This window comes from Stenotrophomonas sp. STEN029 (genome assembly GCF_056760015.1).
The window spans coordinates 1-16,869 of the sequence record NZ_JBRREC010000006.1 but is presented as its reverse complement, the minus strand read 5'-3'; the positions used below and the strand labels follow the sequence as shown (position 1 = coordinate 16,869).

Here is a 16,869-nt window from a genome sequence, read left to right as displayed (position 1 = left end):
GGATACACCTTACTTGGCCTAGGATTTATCTGACAAAGCCGTTGTCGAGGGGCTGGAAGGGCGCCCAAGGGGCTTGCATCGCCAACCAGGCGCCGGCGTCGATGTCGACCTCAGCGTAATGGGGATGGATTGATCCCGGGCGGCTGGCCAGTGTTGCCAACATCGGCGTTGTCTTACGGTGAGATGGCGTAGATGTAGAAGTCGTTGTCGCGCGCCCACCCGAGCGTTTCATAGAGTCTTTGCGCAGGGATGTTGTCCTTCGCGGTCTGCAACTCAATGCGTCCAGCACCAAGCCCCTTCGCAACAGAAACCGCAGCAACCATCAGTTTTCTGGCCACGCCCAGGCGGCGAGCGTCTGGAGACACGAACAGGTCGTAGAGAACGTAGCTTTTGGTAGCACCAACGGAATCGAACAGCGGATAGAGTTGGGTGAAGCCGAGAAGACTGCTGGTGGAATCAGCCGCAACCAGGATCAGGGAAGATCCCTCCCGCAGACGGGCGCCAATGAACTCCCGGGCCAAGCCGGGATTGGAAATTTGACCATAGAACTGCCGGTATTGATCAAAGAGCGAGGCGACCGGTTCCATGTCAGCAGCAGTGGCAGAACGAACGGAAATTTCCACTTCTATCTCCTTGCGATTGGTTCTGATGGCTTCGGCGAATCGCGGTTCGTCAACCTGGACCATCACATTCCGCCACGCGGGAGCGGGCTCTGGTGCCCACCTGAGCTACGAGACGGGCAGGACAGGCCGCGAGGAATGAGGCCGCGCCATGAAGCCAGGGTACGGGCCAAGACAGCCTTGATTGCTGCTCGTAAATGGGGGAGGGCGCGAGGCTGTGATGAGTGCCTGGGCTGATCAGCGCCTCATGTGCGGGTTGAAGGCGGCATTGATCAGCGCGACTGCCCCGACCAGCTCTGCAATCAGTCATCTGTCCATGAACAAGGAAAGACGCCGACCTGCGGAGGCCGCAGACAATGAGGCTTGGAAAGGGGGTCAGGCTGCGACAAGGCTCTCTACGGGAATGCCAAGGTTCCTGTGTAGCTTGCGGATCATTGGGAGTGTCAGCTCGCGCTTGCCGTTCAGTACCTCATATACCCGGTTCGGCTGACCAATGCTGGAGACCAGGTCCTTTACCGTGAGCCCAGATTGCTCCATGCGGAATTTGATGGCCGCAATAGGATTGGGCGCTTCAATCGCATAGTGCTTTGCTTCATAAGCCTGCACCAGCGTGACGAGGACATCGAGGCGATCACCCTCTGGAGTGTCAGGAAGGGCCATCATCAGGCCGTCGATTTCGCCGAGCATTGCGCGGTAATCGGCTTCATTTTTAATGGGTTTGATATCCATGGATCACCTCAAATGGTTTGAGCGTCGATGGCGTCGTACTGCGGATGAGTACCAATGAAACGCACGTATACGACTCGATAGTGATAGTTGATCCAGACGATCAACCTGTACTTGTTGCCTGCGATGTTGAAGACAACTCTGCTGTCCTTGAGGATGCTTGCACTGCCGAAATCCGACTTGACCTCCGCTGGCTGGCTCCAGTCCGCCGCTGCAACATGTTTGTACCAAGCCATCGTCGGCTCTTCGGCATCGGCATATTCAGGTTTGTCTTGCCAGAACGCCTTGAGCGTCGAAAGGGCTATGACTCGCATGGCGGCAACCATAGTCCCAAATTGGGACTATGGCAAGATGCTGTTGGTCCAGAGTCGTCGGTTGGTCAGGCCCCGCCCTTCCAGGAACTAGAAGCCAAGAGGCCTTCAAGCGCGGGCAAGTGGGGCGCCGGGATGAAGCCACAGCGCGAGAAGCTTCCTTCCAAATGCCCAAGGGCACTCCCGCAGTCGCGTGGACGCGGAAACAAAAAGGCCGGAAACCCCTGCTGCTACTGGGTTTCCGGCCTGATCGGGACCTTGACGGTCCATCTAATGGTGGAGGTGGGCGGATCGTCCTGGCACCCCTTCCTAAGCAGTTGAACTGCAAGGAAAAGCCGGTGACGCCGTCCCCTCAAAACGATACCTCAAACGATACCCAATCGTAGCATGCAGCACGGTAAGGGGCTCGTGGGCGGCCGTTCTCGAAAGAGGACGGCATGCTGTGGAAAATCTTGGCAGTTTTGGCATTGGTGGCCGGCGGCCCGGCTTGGGCGCAGGGCGGTTCGATTCCGCCCACCGGAATCAAACAGGGTTGGGAGCGTCAGCACCTGGGCGACTACTCCAGCGAACCAGGGGAAGCATTGGCTGATTTCCTTATTCGGTCTGGCCGCGCGCTTCACGACTTCACCCGGCAGAGCGGAACCGAGGCCTGCGGTGCAATCGCCAGCGATGGGCAGCGCTTTTCGTTCCGCCTTTACACGGATGGCGTCCCCCACGGCTGCGCCATTCGGACCAGCGATGTGCTGGAAGGCTTCGTCTTTACCGGCGAAACCATTCATAGCCACCCTTGGCAAAGGCTGCTGACGATGACGCCGGCAGCCAGGGCTTGGAGCCAGTTCTATCGGGACGGCAATGCCGGAGCCCCGACGCTGCGCAACGACGGGGCGGCCGGCTTCAGCAAGGCCGACCGTGCCAACGGAAATGGATGGCTGGTAGCGGGCGGCACCTTGCTGCAGCTCATCAATGGAAAGACCGAGCGCCATGGCCCGGTCTCTCTCTCCACTGAGTGATTCAATGGCCGTTTACGGGCATTTGAACTCGTAAGCGGACCAGTCGGATGCGCCCACGCTCTGCCAGTAGAAGGCTGACCCGGCCCCCACCGTTTCACATGCGCACTCTGTCGGCCAACTCACGGTCCCGGTGCTTGGGGAGCCAAATCCAGGCATCGGGGTCAGCTTCTGCTGAAGCGCAGCAACGCAGGACCGGCGCTCTGTCGTCAACGCCTGCTCTTGAGGCATTACAGGGGAAAACGTCGCGTCATCGTTGGTATTAACGCTCTGCGTGCAGTGCGATTGGTCAGCGTAGAACTGAGAGACCGAGCAGAACACGCCCCAGCCGTAAAGCCCACCGTCGCCCCAGGAAATCCACGATTTCCCGCTGTAGGACGGATAGGTTTTTGCCGGTGGTGCCGGGGTTGTGCAGGTGTTGGAGGTGGTGACCCAGGTCGTGATGCCAGCCCAGGCCGACCACGCCGACCAGGTGCCCCAGGCATACGTCCCGGTGGGCGCCGGGCAGGACGCCGCACGGGTCTGCGTCCGCTGTTCCTGCCGTGTTTGCGTGATGCCCCCGAGCTGGCCCGATGGGCATGCCAGCGTCTGCGACGCGATGCGGGTCTCGGTATTCGTTTGCATGCTGGGGTTCGGCAGCACGCAGGCCGGCGCGCATGTGCTGGACGTGGTGGCCCAGGCGCTCCACCCGCCCCAGGTCAGGACCGGGGCGGCCCAAGCCTCAGGACAGGCATAGGTGCCGGCCCGGCTGCGGCTCTGGGCCAGGCTGCCCAACTGTCCGGCAGGGCAACCCACGGCCTGGCTTTCCGTCTCAGTTCTCGACGCGGGTGACGGCACTGCGCACGTAGCCAACGGTGTCGGCGTCGGTGTCGGCGTGACAACCGGCGACGGCTGGGGAGTCGTCGGAGTTGCTGGTGCTGGCGGGGCCGTTGGCACGACCGGCGGCTGTATCGCCGGCGGTCCGGGCGGCACCACGCCAGGCGTTCCAGGCATTGCATCGTCCACTTCGGGGGCCCCATCGACCGGGCCCACCGGAGTGCTGGGGTTGACCGGGTCCACCGATGGCGGAGCAGGGGGCAGTGCAACGGGTGACACCGCGACTGACGAGCCGGACGCCAAGCCGGAGAAATACACAAAACCGACCCGGTCCCCGCCGTCGCGCTCGCAGGCGACCGTAGCGGTTGCGGGGTCGTATTTGTGGCCCACGTAGACCGACTGGCCGTTGACCTGAGCATCCCAAACAGCCGAATCGCCGGCCATGGCCCCAATCAGCCGGACGCACGCGGACTTGGGCACGTCGCGGGTTTCGACTAAAAACGAGTCGTTTCCGCGTCGCACCGTGTTCGGCAGGAAAGAGACCGAACCGCCCCAGGCGTTGAGCAGGCCGCCATCGCGGCGGAGACGCTGCGCAGCCAGGCCGTCGGCTTTAACGAGGGACGTTGACAGCCCGGAGAAGCCCCCGAGGATTCCTAGGCTACGGTCGATGGCGTTGGCCGTTTCGCTGAAATCCAACTGCGTCTGTTTCACATCTGCGGCCACGCTTGTCGGGCCGAACAACAGCCAGCCGGCGGCCGCTATCGCGGACGAGACGCCGAGGACCAGCAGAACCTCGACCAAGGTGTAGCCCATGACGAGTTTGTTAGGACGCAGAGCACTCATGATCGTGCCGCCTCACGTGCAGCTGCACGTTCTTCCAAGTGTTTGATGCCGCGTTCCCGCAGTGCTTCCCGCTTTTGCGGCTCACGCTCTAGTTGGGTTGCAATGACCAGGAGCGCCCCGACGATTTCTGCCGGGTCCCAGTCGTCCGCACCCGCAGCGATGGTCAACCCGCCGAGCACAATCTTGCGGTGCGCATCGGCGCTGCGAAACAGTGCGGCGCGTTCCTTGGCCTTCTCGCGTGCGGCGTGGCGGGCCTGCCGTTGCTTCTGCTGTTTCTCGGCCAGCATGAGCTTTGCTTGCTCCTTCGCGGCGACTTCAAGAATCTTCGCCAGTTTTAGTTTTTGCTTCTCAACATCCGCCACGGCACGCCTGCATTAAGTCCTGATAACCCATGCAAGCAGATTCAGCGCGGAGCGCAAGGGGCATCGCCCCAAAACTGGCGCGAGCGAGCAGCGAGCGCCGCTTTTTATTTTGGCTAAAAAGTTGACAGTTTCTGCGTGCATGGGACGCTGGATGTAGGGGCCAGCGAGCGCAGCGAGCAGCCCGGTTCTCATGCGGTTTTCAGAGGGTGCGAAGCGCCCGAAGAAAACAACAAGAGCGCGGTTATGCAAACTCTTCGAGTTTGCCCGCGGTCAGGGGCTTCGCCCCCGACACCCCGCGAGCGCTACGCACTCGCTGCCCCCTTCCGCCGGACGCCCCCGTAAACGGGGACTGGCGGGTTTGCCGAAGCTTGGGGACCGTGTGGCCATTTACCGTTGCGAAATCAAAACCGTCAGCCGAAGCCAGGGCGCCAGCGCCGTGGCCGGCGCGGCGTATCGCGCGGGCCTAGACGTCACCGACCTGCGCACGGGCGAGCGTCACGATTACACCCGCAAGCAGGGCGTGGTGGCCTCGGGCATTTTGGCCCCGGCCGGCTCCCTCGAGTGGGTTCAAGACCCGGCCCAACTCTGGAACGCTGCCGAAGCCGCCGAGACGCGGAAAAACTCGGTGGTGGCACGGGAGTTCCTGGTGTCGCTGCCGCACGAGCTGACCGAGGAACAACGCGCAGAGCTGGCCCGCGACATCACCGCCAACCTAGTGGACCGCTTCGGCTTTGCGGCCATGTTCGCCATCCATGCCCCGGACAAGAAGGCCGATGAGCGCAACCACCACGTGCACATTTTGGCGACGACGCGGCGAATGGAGCCGACCGGATTGGGCGCAAAAACGCGCGAACTGGACGACCGCAAAACCGGGGCCGTGGAAGAAGTGCGCGCCCAGGTGGCCGACACCATCAACGCCCACCTGGAACGCGCCGGCCTGGTCGCGCGCGTGGACCACCGCAGCTTGCTGGACCGGCAGATGGCCGCCGTCACCGTGGGCGACTTTGCCCAGGCCGCCGAGCTGGACCGCCAGCCGGAGCCCAAGGTGGGCCGGACCGCCACCGCTGCCGCCCGTCGGGGCAAGCGCAGCCCCCGCGTCGAACGCGTCCAGAGGGTGCGGGCCGAAAACGCCCAGCAAGCCCAGGCCCAGGCCGACCGCTTCCGCGAACTCAAGTCCCAAGCCGCCGCCGAAGGCCGGCTGGGCATGGTCGACGAGCAGGCCCTGCACGCCCGTGCGTTGCTGGAGCGCCAACAGTCGGCCGCCCCGTCTCGCAGTTCCCCTTCTACCCCACAGGCCTCACGCCATGACTCAGCCCACCCCCAGCGACGCCGCGCCCCCGCTCTCACTCGACATAGCCTTGATGCTGTCCGAGTCCGAAAACCCGGACCTGGCGACGAGCGCGTGCCTGCGCTGCGCCCACTCCACAGCCTTAACCCTGGCTTGGCCGCGGGGGGACGACGAGCGCCCGAAGCCGGCGGATTTAGTCGTGTTTTGCGGCCAGATGCACCGCGATATCACGACCCTCGTCCAGCGGTGCTCAGGATTTCAGCCCAAGAGCTGACACCCAGGGCAGGGGCCGCCATCCAGGCGCGTGCACAGCGTCCAGCTGCGCACAAAGCCGGGTCATCCATGCCCCGGCAGGCCCCCGTTGGGGGCGGTCAGCAGGGCAAGGGGGCGGCAGGCATCGAGCGCGCTTCACGCAAACACACACAGAACAGACAGGCGGAAATCATGGCCGGAGACCAGGCGGCGAAGAATCTAGAAGAAATGATTGAACAGATGTTCAAGGTGGCACGCCGGGCCCTTCAATCTGGCAACAGCAACGCCACGCCTGAGCAACGTTCTGCCTCTCGCGCACTCATCAAGTGCCACACAGACCTGCTCGAATGCCGGGCTGCACATGTGCAGGCGAGCGAAGAACGGCAACAGGCTCGGTTGGCCCGGCGCAGGGCCGTGGCTGACGCCAACACCTTCCCGGTGCCCGCAGATTTCCTGTCTACGGCGCTGCGCAAGGTGGGACGGCCTACCGCCGAAGACAAGGCTGCCCAGGCGGCGCAGGAACAGAAGCGGCAAGCGAAGGCGCAGGAGCAGCAGGCTCGGAAGCTCCGCGATACGACCCGGGAGGCCAAGAACCAAGCCGGGGTGGCGTTCGAGCTTGCGCAGGCGGATTTTTTGACGCACTTCCCGAAGCACTTCCCGCCCGTCAAACCTACTGACGAGCTCGCGCCGATGCGGGAGATGGGCCCGGTGCCGCAGACCCCGGAGCAGGCCTTGCGGCCAACGGAGTCGGTCAGTCCGCCCCGTCGTCCGTCCCCGCGGCCTTGAGCAGGGCCGCAACCGCCTTGGCGCGTTGCTCCGGAGACAACTGAGCAAGCGCCAGCACCGCGTCGGCCATCGCTTCGTCCTCGGCCACCAGGTAGGCCATTGGAACGCCAAGCACCTCGGCGAGCTTGCCCAGCCCGTCCAGGTCTATCCCCCGCGCTTGGCTTTCATACCGGTTGACCCTGTTGCCGGCCAGGTTCTTATCAAGCCCCATGAGCAGACCTAAGGCGCGCTGGCTGCCGACCCCGCGCAGTGCTCGGGCCTGCCTCAGCCGGTCGGCGAAAAGCTGGCGGGGGGCTGGGGGTGATTGGGACACGTGCGCAACCGGCAAAAAGACCAACTTTCAGCATGACTGCAACGCTCCCTTTGAGGTAGTCTCTACCTTAAAGGTAGCACCCCGCTACCCGCCCAGGGAACGGCCATGAACTACGCACCAGCCCCCACCACCTCAGTGATGACCCCGCAGGCACGTCTAACCCTTTGCTTCTGCGTCGCGGTTCTGTTAACCGGACCTTTTGGGTTCATCATTGGGCCAGTGATGTCCCGCGTGCTGCGGAGGCGCGCGGAGCGACTCCAACCCGCAGCGGCATACGCGGCTGCACAGCGCAGCGCTGGTCACTTCAATGTGGGCCAGCTATGGGCAATCACGGCCTGCGGCATCTGGGGCTTCATCGGGCTCATCGCCATGGTTCCGATGCTGGCGATTCTTGCGCTGAGCATCATTTCCTGACACGGGGATGCTTAGCTGCGGATGCGTGCGAACAACCAAGAAGGCATCACTCTGGATACGCGTTGGACAAGGCCTGACGATGTTCATCGGTGACGCCCGCCTCTAACGCGTCCAACCAGCCATGGAACTCTTCGAGGTGATTCAGGCTAAACACCTTTACTCCGAAGGCCTGCTCCAGGTCTATTCCTCTTTCACCCATCAGCTCTGCCATCGCCTGGTCCAACGCTATGGCATCGCAATATGGTGCGTAGAACGCTGCATGGTCCACATCTGAGTAGAACCCGCTCAGCTTCCCGCGAGCACGCTCAAGATTTACATAAGCGCCGTTCCGAACCATCCTCTGAAGCGTGGCGTATGAGCAAGCACGCACATGCTGGAATGGAAGCTGCGCGAAATGCTCGGAATCGAAGAAGGAAGCACAGGCTCGCATTGATTCTTGGAACGTTTGCTCTGGCGGGAGGAGATGCCGCATCTGCTCCACCACCTTCGAGATTATTGGAGAGTCAAGCAGAGCGGAGAAATCCCCTTGCCCCACCCTTGTGAACTAGGTGAGGAAGGTATCCAGGTAAAGTCTTTTCGCTCCGGCCAGCTCTCCGGCAACGCACTGCTCAAACGTTTCCTCAGACGCCCGCCAGCCGTCGAAAAGGTTAAGCAAACCTTCCAACGACTGCCGCTTGAACTCTCGCTGGGCCTCGTTGTCTCCTGGCTGGTGCCGGACCCCCACCACAAAGTAGCCATCCCAGTCGTGCACCCGCTCAGAAAGCGCCTCGGACTGGGTTAACGGATAGGCTGCCACCTCGCCTGCGAGCCAGCGTCTAAACCCTGCCAGTATCTGCCGGCGTTCGACGTTGTATGCCCTCTCAAATGTGTGGCCACGGCTTGTTCGTTTGATGAACTCCAAGAGCTCGTCACCGCGTTCCCAAAGCCGCGTCTCGTAGTCGTGTATCGAAGAGCGGGGGATGGTGACCAACTGCGCCGAGGCTGCGCGTTGTATGCGGTCTGCGAGTTCGACATAGTGACGGTTCCTCTCCCCCCCACGAAACGCCCCGCTGAAAAACGGTTGGTCCAGATATAGGATCTTCTTGCGAAGTGGGGGAAGCCAGAGCTGCTCTGACACCCGGCAACGCTCGCATCCCCGAAGGACATGATTGCCGTATACGTCTACATTGCCGTATCGCCCATGACCGCAGGCGGGGCACGGGCCTAAAACCTTTGTTACGAGCACATCCGTCTCCTACCAGGTATCGAACCGGCCTCGTTAAGGTCTTGCCTAGGATCACGCGCGCAAGCAGGATTGCTTCAACCGCTACGACTGAAGGATGGTGAATCCGTGTGGCTCTGTAAAGACTCAGGCTTGGACTGGACAGCCATTGCAGCTCTTATCGCATTGGGCATATGGATAGCGGACGGCATGCGAAGGGCGAGGGAGCGGGCCGCCACCCGTCGCTTGCTGGCCCAGATAATGACGGCGCCGGTCGGAGCAGCACAGATAGACATCGCGCGCTTCCGAGCGTCAGTCGTTCCATCAAACGGCGATACAACGACTCTCCTGGATCTGATTGACAGCCAGGCGCTGAGGCGAGTTTTTGCAGGCAAAGCCTATGAAGTAAAAGTGGAACTTCCTTCACAGTTTCTAGAAAAAGCAGACCTATTTGGCGAGAGGACTGCGAACCGCTTGGCGTTTGCGCTCTCTCAGACGAGCCGCCTCCACAGCGCCTGGAAAATCGCGTCAGACGTTCCTGACGGGGGTGATGAGAAGGAACTCCATAACCACATCCAAGCTGCTCTGGAGCAAATCCAGGAGACGGAGAAGGCAATAGGCGAAGCCTTCAACGCGCTCCTTGTGGATGGTCGCGCTTCCTAAGTTGCCTTCCGAGCCGAAAACGCCCCGGCTTGACAAAAGCCGAGGGCGTCTTAGTTTGGATTCATGGCCCCCGAGTTTGAGCGACTCGGAGGCGAGCAAATGTAGGAATCAGCTACGACATGCCCAGGCGGTGCCCCTTGAGGACACCTTAGCAAGCCTGGACGGACCCGCAAGCCCCCCTCCTTTTCTCTCCTCCCTGTCTGCCCAGCCCGAAGGCCGTTGGTAGCCGTATCACGACGACCCATTGAGTTGGGGTGCGCACGGTTTCCGGGAGCCCATTGCGGGCTCGGGCTGACCGCCACCGGGTGCGCAGGCAGTAAAGCGAGGGGGGTGAAACTCGCGCCAGCCAGGTAACGCAGATGTCGATGGTAACTGGGGAGTGCTCAATCTGGCCCCAGCAGCGTCTCCCATTCGCGGTCCCGTTACCAATGGTTCGTTGCTAGGAGAAGCCCCAGGAAAAACGCGCCTGGGCACGGGAAAAGTAAAGCAACACCGGAGAGACGCCATGAGAACCTTGGTGACAGGACCCGGACCCGGCGCGGTTGCTCGCGTGAACCTGTCGTAGTGGTGCAGAGCAGAGAATCACCACGCCCTGAGTGCTAGGGGCCGCCATCACGGGGCAACGCACGGGCCAAGTCCACCCCACCGCTTTTAGTCAGCGGGGTTAGGGGAGACTTTGCCCTTCGGCAAGGGGGAGCCGGAGGCGACCCCGAAGCCGAAGGGCAAAAGCAGGGGAGCTTTAGCAAAGCTTTAGGCTCTGAGAAGGCAAACGCATGAGTGCTTTTCTGTTACTGCAAAGCATATCGGGCGCGCGCTCATTCAAAATCGAAGTGTCCTTTGGTGGGGTCATGCTTCGGAACCTTCACTTTCAGCTCAAAACGATAGGTGTCACGGGTCAATACATCGATTGCGGTTGCTTCGACCACTTCGAATGCCCGGATTTCGACAGTGGGCGAGAAGGCGGTGAACTGAGAGAGGGCCTGCGCAATAGCTTCCTCGATATCCTTCAGCGAAGCAGCTTTCAGTGATTTGGGTGATGTTTCCATGGCTATCCTTTCTGGCTGGTTGAGTGGCGTTTGCTCGCGGCCGTTGCGCGCCGCCGCTCGATGTGGCGGACCTGCTTGAACGCTAGCTCAAACTGGCCGGAGGTGTAGGCGGGCAGTGTCACCGGCGGGCCATACGCATTCAGCGCGTCAAAGCGTTTCGGGATGGTGCCCGGATTGACGTAGTGCCTGAGGCCGCTGGGCAAGGTCAGGTCGTGCCCCGTGATTTCCTGCACCACCTGGATGGCAATGCCCCGCTCGTTGACCAGGTTGCTCACGATGTTGTGGCGGAAGCAATGGAAGGATTTCAGGCGGCCGGTCAGGCCGCGCTTGATGGCGTAGGCGCGAAACTGGTCGCCCATGGTGTCGCCGTAGCCGCCGGCCTCTGTGTGCTGGAGGTGCGGGAACAGGCGTTCAAACCCGGCGCGCTTCACGTCCTCGACGAACGCCAGGAACCCCGCCTGCAGCACGGTGTCGGACAGGGGGACGAAACGCGAGGAGTGCGCGTTCTTCAGCCGCTGGTCCGGTCGCTGGGCGCGAATGTGGATGCCCCAGTGGCCCCCAACCTCGGCCACGTCATCGACGTAGAGCTGGGCCAACTCATTGATGCGCGCGCCCGTGGCCACGCCCAGGATAGAGCCGAACCAGCGGTGCGGGTATTTGCTGGCCCACTCAGGAAAGGCTTCGGAATCGAACAGCGCGGCCAGCTCTGCGGGCGTGAAGGGTTCGCGGGTTGGGGCATCAGTTTTGGACTTGGAGCGGTTCATGATGGCCTTGTGCGGCGCCTTGGGAATGAGGGCCTCGTCGGCCTGAGCGTTGAAGAAAGCGGCCAAGTGGTCGCGGCGCTTTTCCTGGGTGCGTTCCAGCAGGGTGGGGTGGCCGCCGCCCTTCGCCTTTTGCACCACTTCCAGGGGCGTCAGGCCACGAAACACGGCTTTCTTGCTGGCATTTGCCGGGTAGACCGCCAGGGCGTCCAGGAAGGAACGCACGTCCGTGGCCGTGACCTCTTCAATCGCCTTGTCGCCGCCGAGGGCGAGGAACAGGCGCAGCGTGTATTCGGTGTCCATCACGTTGCGCACGGCCCGCTGGGCTCGCCGCATGTCGCTGAGGTAGACGTCAATGCGCTCGGAGAGCAGCGGCCCGGCGGGAGGCGCAGGTGGTGCTGGGGGCCGTGGTGGTTCCCACCCGTGCATGCCCGCCATGAGCGGGTCTTTTGCTGCCAGGGCGTTCAAGTCCTGAACGGTCTGCCGGAACAGGCGGCGGTCCTCGGCCGTGTTGATTTCCACGCCGCCGAGCGTCAGCCCGTTGGGCAGGCGCACCTGTTGGATAGTCAGGTCCTGATGCCCGTTCTCGCGCACCCTGCGCAAGATGTCCTTGATGTCGTCGTTCACTATCGTCCCTGTGCGTAGCGCCTTGAAGGACTCTGATAGTGCCATCGCCATGCGTGCCGCGACCAGTCGGGCGGCGTCGCCTCGACCGGGCAGGGCGCGGACGAGGAAGCGGCACCCCAACAGCGAGCGCAGGTCAGCGGGCACAAGAAAGCGGGCATAGAGCCCGCTGGCGCGCTTCAACAGAAAGGGTTTGGGCAAAACGATACCTCAAACGATACCTTGAAGGGGTATCGTTTGAGGCTCGTAAATCACCAATAAACCTTGCAAAATCAAGCTACTTACGCTAGTTTTGCAGGTGAGAATGGTGGAGGTGGGCGGAATTGAACCGCCGTCCGAAGGCACTCCATCCCCGGCACTACATGCTTAGCTCACCGTTGGGTCTCGTCCTGTGGCAGCACGGTGTGCAAAGCGCACCCCAGGACCAGCCTGTTTTGGTTAAGCCGTGACTGACAGGCAGCCGTCACAGCCGGTTCCGTGATAATGACCCTACATCCACGAGCACGGGCACAAGTGGGTTCGGGGCTTACGCCTTAAGCGGCGAGAGCGTAGTTGTCGTCGTTGGCAACTAGAGTTTTGCAGCTGGATTTACGAGGAAAGCTACCCCCTCGGCATGCGCCAAGCGACTTCACAACCCCCGTCGAAACCAGTGCACCCCCGGTAAGACGTTGATTCATGAGGGCTGTAGACGATGTTCTGACCACGGCCTCGCTGACGAAACGAATGCTACAGGGAAAAGCCTGAACAGTCACCCGCGTGAATTGGGGTTTTGCCGGGCTTTCAGCAAAAGGCCGGTACCACTTGCCAGGCAGGCGGCGATGGTTGCGATGGATAGAGGCAGATCGAACTGGTCTTTGCCTGCTGCGGCAAAGCCGGCGTGGAGCAGGGCGGTCAGCACACCAATGCCTCCGCAGAGCAGGGCATAACGCCTTGCTTGTGGCATAGCCAATGCCACCTGCCGATAGCCGTGGAGCAGTAGGCCTAATGCCAGTACGTTGAACAGCAGAAAGCCTTGTATGCCGCCGGGCACATGGAACATATCCCATTCGTGCCAGTAGGCGGCATCTATCTGGTGAACGATCAGCGACAGCAGCGTTGCGGTGTACCAGCGATCCATCGTCAAAGAACTCATTGGTGGGGCGCCAGTCTAGTCAACAATCTTCATGACCACGTGCGGCTGCGATGTCGCATCAACTTGAACGCACCAGGTGAGGCTTAACGCCGCGCCGACCTTTCTGCGACGTTTGCCGGCGGACCATGGCTGCCATCAAGTTTGCGACGGTGGAAGTGGTCATGCAGAAGCGCAGCCTGCGATTGTTGGCGGGTGGAGTTGGAACCGGGTTTCGGCGACGCGCGCTGGCGCCGGCTTCGCTCTATCTGTTGCTGGCGGTTGTTGTGCTGATCACGGCGTGGCTGGGGCGGAGCTATTGGCCGCAGCTCGCACCGCTGGTGTTGTTGCTCTGCGCCGGGCTTCTGGGGTGGGTGCGCCAAGTGTGCCAGCGCTGGCTTGGTGTCTATCTGGTGGCGGTAGTGCTGTTGCTGGTGCTGCAATCGTCATGGTCTGGACTCGCGGCCGCCGGGGTGGAGCGGGCTGCAGTCGTCGCGATGGCATTGGGTTTGGCTCAGTTGCTGATCCATACCGCGCGGGTATGGCGGTTCTCACGCGCGCTGCAGCTGCAGGTTGATGGCTTGGATGATGCCGCGATCCTGGCGGTGTTGCCGCCGGAAGCTGCCGAGGAGGCAAGGCAGTGGCTCGGCGGTGATAACCGCAAAGCTGCCGAGCTGAGCGAGGTGGTCAGCCTAAGCGTGCTGTACGCGGCCTTGCAGGCACCCGGAACCCAGCGACGCCATCTGCGCCGGATCTTGATGGGTTAAAGCGTCTTGCGCAGATAGATGCGCTCGTGGCCGGGCGGAAAGTCGGGCAGACGGCCGAAGACTTCGTAGCCGTGGCGCAGATAGAAGCCCTCGGCCTGCCAGTCGAAGGTGTCCAGCACAACGCTGTGTGCACCTGCGGCCTTGGCCTGTTGTTCGGCTTCCAGCAGCAGTTGGCTGCCCAGCCCTTGGTCGCGCAGCTCCGGATCGACCCACAGTACATGGATGGCGAGCCAGCCTGCGCAGACGTCGCCGAGCAGTCCGCCGCGCAGGGTTCCGTCCCGGTCATGGCTGGCCAGCTGCACTGGCAGCTCATCGAAGCTGTTGCCGCTGGCGTTGCGATTGAAGGCCAGCAGCCGTGCGCACAGCGCCTGCACATCCTGCGCGCTGGCGACCTGCACCGCGCGCTGTGCCGACATCAGGCGTTGCGGTTGTGGGCACGCATCGCGCGCTGCTTTTCGCGGGCCCAGTCGCGTTCCTTGGCGGTATCGCGCTTGTCGTGGTTCTGCTTGCCCTTGGCCAGCGCGATCTCGAGCTTGATCTTGTTCTTGCTCCAGTACATCGCGGTTGGCACCAGCGTGTAGCCATCGCGTTCGACCCGGCCGATCAGCTTGTCGATCTCGCGACGGTGCAGCAGCAGTTTGCGCTGGCGGCGGTCTTCCGGAATGGTGTGGGTGGAGGCTTGGATCAACGGTGTGATCTGCGCGCCGATCAGGTAGATCTCGCCATCCTTCACATAGGCGTAGGCGTCGGTCATGTTGCCGCGACCGGCGCGGATGGCCTTGACCTCCCAGCCCTGCAGCACCAGGCCTGCTTCGACCCGCTCTTCCAGGTGGTATTCGTGGCGCGCGCGCTTGTTCAACGAGATGGTTTTGTCGGCCGTCCCGTTCTTTGCTTTATCCTTGCTGTGTTTCGTGCTCATTTCCGTATTGTCTCCGATTCGGGGGCTCCCCGAACACTTTCTGTATTGCCATGACTACCATTCGTCGCAGCGCGCTGGTCGAACACTCCGCCGAGCGCATGTTCAACCTGGTCAATGATGTCGCCGCCTATCCTGGCCGGTTCCGCTGGTGTGACAAAGCGGAAATCCTGGAGCAGGGCGAGGAGCGGCTGGTTGCCCGGCTGGATCTGGGGCTGGGTTCGTTCCGTACCTGGTTCATGACCGAAAACACCTTGCAGCGCCCGCACAGCATCGATATGAAGCTGCGCGAAGGCCCGTTCAAGCGCCTGCACGGCCGCTGGGAGTTCCACGCCCTGTCCGAGAGCGCCTGCAAGGTCAGCCTGGAGCTGGAGTTCGAGCCGACCTCGCGCCTGCTCGGGCCGGCCCTGGCGTTGGGCTTCCAGGGCCTGGCCGATCGCATGGTCAACGATTTCGTGCGCGTGGCCGATCAGGAACTCTGAGCGATGCGTGTAGAGGTGGTGCTGGCCTGGCCGAACCGTTACCAGCTGCGGCAGCTTGAGCTGCCAGAGGGCTGCACGGTCGCTGATGCGGTGGCCGAGGCGGCGCTGGATGGCGCTGCCGAGGCGGCGGCAATGGCGGTGCACGGCGTGCTGGCGCGTCCGCAGCAGTTGCTGCAGGACGGTGACCGGGTGGAGCTGCTACGCCCCTTGCTGGCCGACCCCAAAGAAAATCGCCGCCGGCGGGCGCGCGGCGGCGATTGACCCTGCGAAGGGGGGCGCTGGATCAGCGGCCCTTCTTCTTGTCCTTGGCCAGGTTGCGGCCGAATTGACGCACGCTGTTACGGGCCAGATCCGCATCCTGGGTCGGGAAATACTCACCTTCCCAGCGGGTGACCAGGTCGTTCTCGAAGAACACGGTGAAGTTCTTCACCTCGGTCTTGCCCAAGCGGTTCACACGCTGGCTGGCGGTGTAGTCCCAGCGCTGGGCATGGAAGGGGTCGGCAATGGACGGCGTGCCCAGCAGCGCGTTGACCTGCTGCTTGCTCTGGCCGGCCTGCAGCTGCGCAACGGACTGTTCACGGATCAGGTTGCCCTGATAGATGGGCTGCTTGTAGATGATGCCGCAGCCAGTAGTGGACAGGGCGACAACGGCGATCAACAGTAGGTTGCGCATTAGGTAGGGCGGTTGAGGAAATCAGGTCGATGATACACTCCCCGGCACCCAGCGCGATCTGACCGGAGATAACTGGCGTTAAACCGCCAATGAACACGATGGCTATGGAATCCAATGACCTGCGCAAAGTCGGCTTGAAGGTAACGCATCCGCGGATGCGCATCCTTGCCCTGCTTGAACAGAACACCCCCCAACACCACCACCTTACCGCCGAAGACATCTACCGCCAGTTGCTTGATTGCGGTGATGAGATCGGGCTGGCCACGGTTTACCGTGTACTGACCCAGTTCGAGGCGGCCGGGCTGGTCCTCAAGCACAATTTTGAAGGCGGCCAGGCGGTTTACGAGCTGGACCGCGGCGGCCACCACGACCACATGGTCGATGTGGACTCGGGCAAGATCATCGAGTTCGAAAGCCCGGAAATCGAGGAGCTGCAGCGGAAGATCGCTGCGGAACACGGTTTCGAGCTGGAGGAGCACTCCTTGGTGCTCTATGTGCGCAAGAAGCGTAAATAAGGCTTTGGCGGCGCAGTCTCTGGGCTGTTGCTGCTGAATTGAGAACACCGGCCAATGGCCGGTGTTTTTGTTTGCGCTCCCCGCTCACCGCAGGCAAGAGGCTTGGATGTAGTGCCGAGCCATGCTCGGCAGGGGCCTCGCCGGTCAGGCGTCAGCGGGCGGTGCTTCCGCTTTGAGATTTGCTCCCTCCCTTTCGTGCAGCGAAGGGGAGGGTTGGGGAGGGGTGTTTTTGGAGCGGAGCCTTAAGAGCCAAGAGCTGCCCTCACCCCAACCCCTCTCCCGCAGGCGGGAGAGGGGCTTCAGAACCAGAGCCAAAAGCCAGAGCCCAAGCCCAAGCCAAAGCCCAAGCCCAAGCCCAAGCCCAAAGCCCAAAGC

Annotated in this window: 22 protein-coding genes and 1 other RNA gene; 8 read left to right on the top strand and 15 right to left on the bottom strand. The window is 62.2% G+C overall.

Features of this window, described 5'->3' with window-relative positions; genetic code table 11:
- Positions 1–173: 173 nt before the first annotated feature.
- From ACVOLI_RS02410 to ACVOLI_RS02400, 3 genes are all read right to left on the bottom strand, one after another.
- Positions 174–686, bottom strand: coding sequence for a GNAT family N-acetyltransferase (locus tag ACVOLI_RS02410; RefSeq protein ID WP_481533379.1), 513 nt, complete (start codon positions 684–686; stop codon positions 174–176).
- A 309-nt stretch (positions 687–995) separates the two neighbouring features.
- On the bottom strand, positions 996–1,349 hold the full coding sequence (locus ACVOLI_RS02405) for a helix-turn-helix domain-containing protein (RefSeq protein WP_481533378.1): 354 nt from the start codon (positions 1,347–1,349) through the stop codon (positions 996–998).
- An 8-nt stretch (positions 1,350–1,357) separates the two neighbouring features.
- Positions 1,358–1,672, bottom strand: a complete 315-nt coding sequence (locus ACVOLI_RS02400; RefSeq protein WP_481533377.1) for a type II toxin-antitoxin system HigB family toxin — start codon at positions 1,670–1,672, stop codon at positions 1,358–1,360.
- A 422-nt stretch (positions 1,673–2,094) separates the two neighbouring features.
- Here ACVOLI_RS02400 and ACVOLI_RS02395 point away from each other — a divergent pair, with 422 nt between their 5' ends.
- Positions 2,095–2,667 carry a hypothetical protein gene (locus ACVOLI_RS02395; RefSeq protein WP_088375442.1) on the top strand — a complete coding sequence of 191 codons (573 nt, stop codon included), beginning with the start codon at positions 2,095–2,097 and terminating at the stop codon, positions 2,665–2,667.
- Positions 2,668–2,679: 12 nt separating this feature from the next.
- Here ACVOLI_RS02395 and ACVOLI_RS02390 read toward each other — a convergent pair whose 3' ends face one another.
- Together ACVOLI_RS02390 and ACVOLI_RS02385 are read right to left on the bottom strand one after the other, a co-directional pair.
- Positions 2,680–4,323, bottom strand: coding sequence for a type 4 pilus major pilin (locus ACVOLI_RS02390; RefSeq protein ID WP_088375441.1), 1,644 nt, complete (start codon positions 4,321–4,323; stop codon positions 2,680–2,682).
- A complete protein-coding gene (locus ACVOLI_RS02385; protein ID WP_088375440.1) occupies positions 4,320–4,685 on the bottom strand; it encodes a conjugal transfer protein TraD in 366 nt (121 codons plus the stop codon). Before ACVOLI_RS02385 ends, ACVOLI_RS02390 begins: the two co-directional genes overlap by 4 nt.
- A 379-nt stretch (positions 4,686–5,064) precedes the next feature.
- On the opposite strand from ACVOLI_RS02385, the gene mobQ reads away from it, so the two are divergent.
- Complete coding sequence (mobQ, locus tag ACVOLI_RS02380) at positions 5,065–7,011, top strand: MobQ family relaxase (RefSeq protein ID WP_088375444.1); 1,947 nt, start codon at positions 5,065–5,067, stop codon at positions 7,009–7,011.
- Here mobQ and ACVOLI_RS02375 read toward each other — a convergent pair.
- Positions 6,977–7,324 (bottom strand): helix-turn-helix domain-containing protein, encoded by a 348-nt coding sequence (locus tag ACVOLI_RS02375; RefSeq protein WP_088375445.1) that lies wholly within the window; start codon positions 7,322–7,324, stop codon positions 6,977–6,979. The two genes, mobQ and ACVOLI_RS02375, sit on opposite strands and share 35 nt — an antisense overlap.
- 105 nt (positions 7,325–7,429) lie before the next feature.
- On the opposite strand from ACVOLI_RS02375, the gene ACVOLI_RS02370 reads away from it, so the two are divergent.
- Positions 7,430–7,738, top strand: coding sequence for a hypothetical protein (locus tag ACVOLI_RS02370; RefSeq protein ID WP_088375439.1), 309 nt, complete (start codon positions 7,430–7,432; stop codon positions 7,736–7,738).
- A 46-nt stretch (positions 7,739–7,784) separates the two neighbouring features.
- On the opposite strand, the gene ACVOLI_RS02365 is transcribed toward ACVOLI_RS02370, so the two are convergent.
- Positions 7,785–8,210 carry a hypothetical protein gene (locus ACVOLI_RS02365; RefSeq protein WP_481533376.1) on the bottom strand — a complete coding sequence of 142 codons (426 nt, stop codon included), beginning with the start codon at positions 8,208–8,210 and terminating at the stop codon, positions 7,785–7,787.
- A 72-nt stretch (positions 8,211–8,282) separates the two neighbouring features.
- The gene (locus ACVOLI_RS02360) at positions 8,283–8,708 is read right to left on the bottom strand and encodes a hypothetical protein (RefSeq protein WP_481533375.1); all 426 of its coding nucleotides are present in this window, start codon (positions 8,706–8,708) and stop codon (positions 8,283–8,285) included.
- A gap of 384 nt (positions 8,709–9,092) precedes the next feature.
- On the opposite strand from ACVOLI_RS02360, the gene ACVOLI_RS02355 reads away from it, so the two are divergent.
- Positions 9,093–9,602 (top strand): DUF4684 domain-containing protein, encoded by a 510-nt coding sequence (locus tag ACVOLI_RS02355; RefSeq protein ID WP_253247590.1) that lies wholly within the window; start codon positions 9,093–9,095, stop codon positions 9,600–9,602.
- Positions 9,603–10,417: 815 nt separating this feature from the next.
- Here the strand turns inward: ACVOLI_RS02355 and ACVOLI_RS02350 are convergent.
- From ACVOLI_RS02350 to ACVOLI_RS02335, 4 genes are all read right to left on the bottom strand, one after another.
- Positions 10,418–10,648 (bottom strand): hypothetical protein, encoded by a 231-nt coding sequence (locus ACVOLI_RS02350; RefSeq protein WP_088375436.1) that lies wholly within the window; start codon positions 10,646–10,648, stop codon positions 10,418–10,420.
- A 2-nt stretch (positions 10,649–10,650) separates the two neighbouring features.
- Entirely contained in the window at positions 10,651–12,036 is a 1,386-nt protein-coding gene (locus ACVOLI_RS02345; protein WP_088375435.1) for a site-specific integrase, read from the bottom strand.
- A 302-nt stretch (positions 12,037–12,338) separates the two neighbouring features.
- Positions 12,339–12,692, bottom strand: a transfer-messenger RNA (tmRNA) gene (gene ssrA, locus ACVOLI_RS02340).
- Between the two features lie 89 nt (positions 12,693–12,781).
- Positions 12,782–13,165 carry a DUF6713 family protein gene (locus ACVOLI_RS02335; protein ID WP_481533374.1) on the bottom strand — a complete coding sequence of 128 codons (384 nt, stop codon included), beginning with the start codon at positions 13,163–13,165 and terminating at the stop codon, positions 12,782–12,784.
- A 125-nt stretch (positions 13,166–13,290) separates the two neighbouring features.
- Here ACVOLI_RS02335 and ACVOLI_RS02330 point away from each other — a divergent pair, with 125 nt between their 5' ends.
- On the top strand, positions 13,291–13,908 hold the full coding sequence (locus ACVOLI_RS02330; protein WP_481533373.1) for a hypothetical protein: 618 nt from the start codon (positions 13,291–13,293) through the stop codon (positions 13,906–13,908).
- Here ACVOLI_RS02330 and ACVOLI_RS02325 read toward each other — a convergent pair.
- On the bottom strand, positions 13,905–14,324 hold the full coding sequence (locus ACVOLI_RS02325) for a GNAT family N-acetyltransferase (RefSeq protein WP_481533372.1): 420 nt from the start codon (positions 14,322–14,324) through the stop codon (positions 13,905–13,907). The two genes, ACVOLI_RS02330 and ACVOLI_RS02325, sit on opposite strands and share 4 nt — an antisense overlap.
- On the bottom strand, positions 14,324–14,827 hold the full coding sequence (smpB, locus tag ACVOLI_RS02320; protein WP_296246245.1) for an SsrA-binding protein SmpB: 504 nt from the start codon (positions 14,825–14,827) through the stop codon (positions 14,324–14,326). Before smpB ends, ACVOLI_RS02325 begins: the two co-directional genes overlap by 1 nt.
- Before the next feature lie 50 nt (positions 14,828–14,877).
- Here smpB and ACVOLI_RS02315 point away from each other — a divergent pair, with 50 nt between their 5' ends.
- Both ACVOLI_RS02315 and ACVOLI_RS02310 read left to right on the top strand, forming a co-directional pair.
- Positions 14,878–15,306: a type II toxin-antitoxin system RatA family toxin gene (locus ACVOLI_RS02315; RefSeq protein ID WP_282271976.1), complete on the top strand. Its 429-nt coding sequence runs from the start codon at positions 14,878–14,880 to the stop codon at positions 15,304–15,306.
- Between the two features lie 3 nt (positions 15,307–15,309).
- Entirely contained in the window at positions 15,310–15,567 is a 258-nt protein-coding gene (locus ACVOLI_RS02310; protein ID WP_481533371.1) for an RnfH family protein, read from the top strand.
- Between the two features lie 22 nt (positions 15,568–15,589).
- Here ACVOLI_RS02310 and ACVOLI_RS02305 read toward each other — a convergent pair whose 3' ends face one another.
- Positions 15,590–15,979 (bottom strand): outer membrane protein assembly factor BamE, encoded by a 390-nt coding sequence (locus tag ACVOLI_RS02305; RefSeq protein ID WP_481533370.1) that lies wholly within the window; start codon positions 15,977–15,979, stop codon positions 15,590–15,592.
- A gap of 104 nt (positions 15,980–16,083) precedes the next feature.
- Between ACVOLI_RS02305 and fur the strand changes: the two genes are divergently transcribed.
- Positions 16,084–16,494, top strand: coding sequence for a ferric iron uptake transcriptional regulator (gene fur, locus ACVOLI_RS02300; protein ID WP_282271992.1), 411 nt, complete (start codon positions 16,084–16,086; stop codon positions 16,492–16,494).
- Positions 16,495–16,869: the final 375 nt, after the last annotated feature.

Bases quoted from the DNA above. Each gene is read 5' to 3' on its own strand.
- ACVOLI_RS02410 (WP_481533379.1), bottom strand. From the start codon at position 686: ATGGTCCAGGTTGACGAACCGCGATTCGCCGAAGCCATCAGAACCAAT.
- ACVOLI_RS02405 (WP_481533378.1), bottom strand. From the start codon at position 1,349: ATGGATATCAAACCCATTAAAAATGAAGCCGATTACCGCGCAATGCTC.
- ACVOLI_RS02400 (WP_481533377.1), bottom strand. From the start codon at position 1,672: ATGGTTGCCGCCATGCGAGTCATAGCCCTTTCGACGCTCAAGGCGTTC.
- ACVOLI_RS02395 (WP_088375442.1), top strand. From the start codon at position 2,095: ATGCTGTGGAAAATCTTGGCAGTTTTGGCATTGGTGGCCGGCGGCCCG.
- ACVOLI_RS02390 (WP_088375441.1), bottom strand. From the start codon at position 4,323: ATGAGTGCTCTGCGTCCTAACAAACTCGTCATGGGCTACACCTTGGTC.
- ACVOLI_RS02370 (WP_088375439.1), top strand. From the start codon at position 7,430: ATGAACTACGCACCAGCCCCCACCACCTCAGTGATGACCCCGCAGGCA.
- ACVOLI_RS02365 (WP_481533376.1), bottom strand. From the start codon at position 8,210: ATGCGGCATCTCCTCCCGCCAGAGCAAACGTTCCAAGAATCAATGCGA.
- ACVOLI_RS02350 (WP_088375436.1), bottom strand. From the start codon at position 10,648: ATGGAAACATCACCCAAATCACTGAAAGCTGCTTCGCTGAAGGATATC.
- ACVOLI_RS02335 (WP_481533374.1), bottom strand. From the start codon at position 13,165: ATGAGTTCTTTGACGATGGATCGCTGGTACACCGCAACGCTGCTGTCG.
- ACVOLI_RS02330 (WP_481533373.1), top strand. From the start codon at position 13,291: ATGGCTGCCATCAAGTTTGCGACGGTGGAAGTGGTCATGCAGAAGCGC.
- ACVOLI_RS02325 (WP_481533372.1), bottom strand. From the start codon at position 14,324: ATGTCGGCACAGCGCGCGGTGCAGGTCGCCAGCGCGCAGGATGTGCAG.
- smpB (WP_296246245.1), bottom strand. From the start codon at position 14,827: ATGAGCACGAAACACAGCAAGGATAAAGCAAAGAACGGGACGGCCGAC.
- ACVOLI_RS02315 (WP_282271976.1), top strand. From the start codon at position 14,878: ATGACTACCATTCGTCGCAGCGCGCTGGTCGAACACTCCGCCGAGCGC.
- ACVOLI_RS02310 (WP_481533371.1), top strand. From the start codon at position 15,310: ATGCGTGTAGAGGTGGTGCTGGCCTGGCCGAACCGTTACCAGCTGCGG.
- ACVOLI_RS02305 (WP_481533370.1), bottom strand. From the start codon at position 15,979: ATGCGCAACCTACTGTTGATCGCCGTTGTCGCCCTGTCCACTACTGGC.
- fur (WP_282271992.1), top strand. From the start codon at position 16,084: ATGGAATCCAATGACCTGCGCAAAGTCGGCTTGAAGGTAACGCATCCG.